This is a genomic window from Nocardiopsis lucentensis DSM 44048, from assembly GCF_000341125.1.
GTDB classification, from domain to species: Bacteria; Actinomycetota; Actinomycetes; order Streptosporangiales; family Streptosporangiaceae; genus Nocardiopsis; species Nocardiopsis lucentensis.
The window spans coordinates 1-3552 of the sequence record NZ_ANBC01000771.1; the positions used below are offsets into that span (position 1 = coordinate 1).

At 66.3% G+C, this 3552-nt stretch carries 4 protein-coding genes and 1 tRNA gene; 4 read left to right on the forward strand and 1 reads right to left on the reverse strand.

The window, feature by feature from the left end:
- Positions 1–504: 504 nt before the first annotated feature.
- On the reverse strand, positions 505–813 hold the full coding sequence (locus tag D471_RS0126735; RefSeq protein WP_017601456.1) for a hypothetical protein: 309 nt from the start codon (positions 811–813) through the stop codon (positions 505–507).
- A gap of 163 nt (positions 814–976) precedes the next feature.
- Here D471_RS0126735 and D471_RS0126740 point away from each other — a divergent pair, with 163 nt between their 5' ends.
- From D471_RS0126740 to D471_RS0126755, 4 genes are all read left to right on the forward strand, one after another.
- On the forward strand, positions 977–1807 hold the full coding sequence (locus tag D471_RS0126740) for a helix-turn-helix domain-containing protein (RefSeq protein WP_083924339.1): 831 nt from the start codon (positions 977–979) through the stop codon (positions 1805–1807).
- A 114-nt stretch (positions 1808–1921) separates the two neighbouring features.
- Positions 1922–2044, forward strand: coding sequence for a DLW-39 family protein (locus tag D471_RS42115; protein ID WP_014912962.1), 123 nt, complete (start codon positions 1922–1924; stop codon positions 2042–2044).
- 149 nt (positions 2045–2193) lie between these two features.
- Positions 2194–2266 (forward strand) — tRNA-Ala (locus D471_RS0126750).
- A gap of 789 nt (positions 2267–3055) precedes the next feature.
- The gene (locus D471_RS0126755; protein ID WP_026128107.1) at positions 3056–3370 is read left to right on the forward strand and encodes a WhiB family transcriptional regulator; all 315 of its coding nucleotides are present in this window, start codon (positions 3056–3058) and stop codon (positions 3368–3370) included.
- The last annotated feature ends 182 nt before the right edge of the window (positions 3371–3552 follow it).

Here is a 3552-nt window from a genome sequence, read left to right on the forward strand (position 1 = left end):
GTGGTGGGGTGGGAGAGTAGGTCGCTGCCACGGTTTTTCTTGGGGGGGTCGTCCTTGGTGGGCGGCCCCCTTTTTTTGCGCCGACCATTGTGAACATGTGAAACCAGTAGGGTTTCCATGAATGTCGCACGCATGTTCTCGGGGCGGCCTCGGTTCCGGCCGGCTCCGCCGGTCCGGAGGCACACGACCGCTACCCCGTGGCCGGTGACCCCGCGGAGGATCCGGAAGACCGGTCCGGTGCATCACGCGCAACCCCGGGGCGTCCGGCCCCAGGGAGGGTTCGCTGGGGGGCTACTGGTCCTCGTCGGCCTCGGGGCTCTCGATCAGCTGCCGCAGCAGCGCCACGAAGTCCTCTTCGCTCATCGCCGACCAGTCCACGTGCTCGTTCATGTTGAGCGATCTCCCCAAACTCCGAGCCGATAAGCCTGCGTAGGCGGGATTCGTTCGAGAAGTCTGGGTTAACGGCACGTTAGCGCAGGTAGCGGCCCTGGCCGGACGTGGACACTACACGTGCTGCTGGAGCGCGCTCCGGCACTCGGGGCAGCGGCAGCGCTTGTTGTAGCCCGTGACGGAGCCGTGCGGGAGGGCGGGGTCGCGCTGCTCCGTGAGGGTGGCGTCCAACTGGTCACCGAACGACTGGAGGATGCGCGCGGTGGAGAAGATCGCCCTGGGCGTGATTCCGAGCTCGGAAGCGGCATCGTCGATGTGCTTCCCCATCCGGAGTTTCGCGATCAGGCGGGAGCGCGTGCTCGGCGGCATCTCGGCCTCAGCGTTCGCGATCAGCTGCTCGGCGTCGTCAATGGGGTAGCTCATGGATGTCCTCTATGTGTGCGGGAACGCGTCTCCATCGTACGCGGTTTCCTCCTGCGACATATGAGGCGCGTGAGGTGTCCTATTTCTAGAAACGCATTGCTAGATGCTAGATGCCGTGTTTCGCTGGGAACACACCTTCACTCTGTGTCATTGGAGCCGTGTTATGAGCAGCCCCACGGTTCGTCGTCGTCGACTCTCCGCCGAACTCCGCCGCCGCCGCGTGGAGGCGGGAATGACCCTCAGCGACGTGGCGGAGGAGCTGGAGTGGTCCCCGGCCAAACTGGGCCACATCGAGACGGGCATCCGCAAGTGGCCCTCGGTGATGGAGATCTCCGCCCTCCTCCGCCTCTACGGCGTCACCGGGGGGCAGCGTGAGGCCATCCTGACCCTGGTGCGGGAGTCACGGCTGAGGCCGTGGTGGACCGAGTACGAGGACGTGCTCCCGTCGGCCTACGTGGGTAATGAGGCGGGTGCCGTCGGGGTTCGTGTGTACTCGGGCATCCTCGTTCCCGACCTCCTCCAGGTCCCCGACTACACCGCTCTCGTCGCGCGAGCCATGGGGCACGGTGAGGAGGGGGTGGAGCGGATGGTCGCGGCCTACCTCAAGCGCCAGGAGGTGCTCGAAGGGGGAGGTCTGCTCCGTTACCACGCCGTGGTCGAGGAGGACGCGCTCCAGCGTGTCGTGTCCGATCTCTCGCTGTTTCGGGCGCAGGCCACACGCATGGTCGAACTCGCCGCCTCGGAGCGGGTGACGCTCCGACTCATCCCCACGTCCGCGGGTCCTCACCGAGGTGTCGCGGGGCCCTTCTCCGTCCTTGAGTTCGACGAGGGGGAGGACGCACTGGCGTACGTGGAGGCCACCCAGGGTGGAACGATCGTGGAGGCTGAGGAGGCGGTTGGCTCGTGTGAGCGGGTGTGGTCCGAACTCACCAGGGTCGCGGCATCCCCCGAGACCACCGTCGGCATCCTGCGTCGTATGGCGCTGCTCACCTGAGTCCTCGGTCCGATCCCTTGCTAGTCTCTTGGTGACAACCTCATAAAGTTCTCTGTGGAGCCCCCGCAGTCGGCGGGTGCTCGTGTGTAGGAACCGGATGAAAGGGTCCAGACAGTGAAGAAGATCATCGTTCTGGCGCTGGTGGCCCTCGGGGCTTTCGCCGTCTACCGCAAGATCCAGGCGGACCGCGCCGAGCTCGACCTGTGGACCGAGGCCACGGCGGCCAGCGAGAGCTGATCGCGCGGCGGACGAGCGGGGTGTCCCGCGCTCGTCCGTCAGTGACACGAAGACGTGGGTGGGCCGGTGTACCCGTGGTGCGACCCACGGCTTCGCGGTCCCTGTGACCGGGACCGCCTTCGAATGAAGGTATGCTCTCCTTGGGTTCAGGGGCCATAGCTCAGCTGGCAGAGCGCCGGTTTTGCATACCGGAGGTCAGGGGTTCGACTCCCCTTGGCTCCACTCGAAAAACAGCAGGTCAGAGTATGTGACGGGGACTCCCTACGGGGGTCCCCGTTTTCGTGTGCCAGGGGCCCGGTACGCATTCGGTGCACACGTGCTCCACACCGCGACCGGCCGGGTGTCCCACCGCGGGTCGAGGAACGGGGCTCGCCACTCCGCCTCCCCGGTCGAAGAGCCCGATCCGCGGGCGTCGGTCATGGCGGTGACGCCGTCGTCGGACACGTGCGCCGCCCGCACCGGAGCCGGGGAGCCCTCCATCCGGACGCGACCCACCCCGGCCACCGGGACGTGACCCCGCGCGGGGCGAAGCCGCCACGTGGAGCCATTGGCCCTACTCGTCATCTCCGCAGGTGAGAGGGGTCGGGGCGGTCGTTCGGGCGCGGGCCTGGGCAGCCGTCGCTTTGTGTACACGGGTTCTAGTCCGATCGGGTGGGGTGACCGCTTCGTCCCGTCCCGCGTGACACTGGGGTGTTGCGGTGAACTCGCAGGTCATCACGGTTGCTGTGGAATGACTTCGGCTCTACCACATGTAGTCACTCTCCGTGTGTGTATGATGACACCTCCCCGAAGTGCAATGGTCCTAGTGGGCCATATGAGAAATAGGCCACTTGGGGACTGTTGGTGAACAGGGACGATCCGTAGTTTCGACACCAGCGACAACGAGGAAGACAGCGCGCCGAAACGACCAACCCCCGAAGACGAGCCGCGGCCCCCCGTCTGGCAGTCCTNGTCGCGCCAGCCGGTGGGATTTCCGATCACCACACATGCTGATCTTGGGAGTGGGGCAACATGTGGAATGAGAAGATGGCGGCCCGAGCCAAATGTCGGGAGATCGACCCCGACGCCCTCTTCGTGCAGGGTGCCGCGCAGAACCGCGCCAAACTCATCTGCCGGGGCTGCCCCGTGCGCACGATGTGTCTGGCTGAGGCGTTGGACAGTCGCATCGAGTTCGGTGTCTGGGGAGGCATGACCGAACGCGAGCGCCGTGCCCTGCTGCGCCGGCGCAAGGACGTGACTGACTGGTACGAACTGCTGACCTCCGCCGAGCGTCGCTACGAGGCGGAGCAAGCCCGCAGGGACACGCCTGTCGCCGTACGGAACTAGCGCCGGTTTCCCGGAACGGTCAACGGACAAGGTCGGGGCACCCCCAGGAGGGGATCAGGGGAGGATCAGGGTGTGCCCCGATGTCCGGCGCCACGCGTATGACGCATGATGGGGGGAGCACGGCACGTGGGAGGACGGCCGTGCCCCCTTCGGCGTTGGGAGTGGGAGTGGCAGGGGAGGGT

Coding starts and splice junctions, on each gene's coding strand:
- D471_RS0126740 (WP_083924339.1), top strand. CDS start 977: ATGAGCAGCCCCACGGTTCGTCGTCGTCGACTCTCCGCCGAACTCCGC.
- D471_RS0126755 (WP_026128107.1), top strand. CDS start 3,056: ATGTGGAATGAGAAGATGGCGGCCCGAGCCAAATGTCGGGAGATCGAC.
- D471_RS0126735 (WP_017601456.1), bottom strand. CDS start 813: ATGAGCTACCCCATTGACGACGCCGAGCAGCTGATCGCGAACGCTGAG.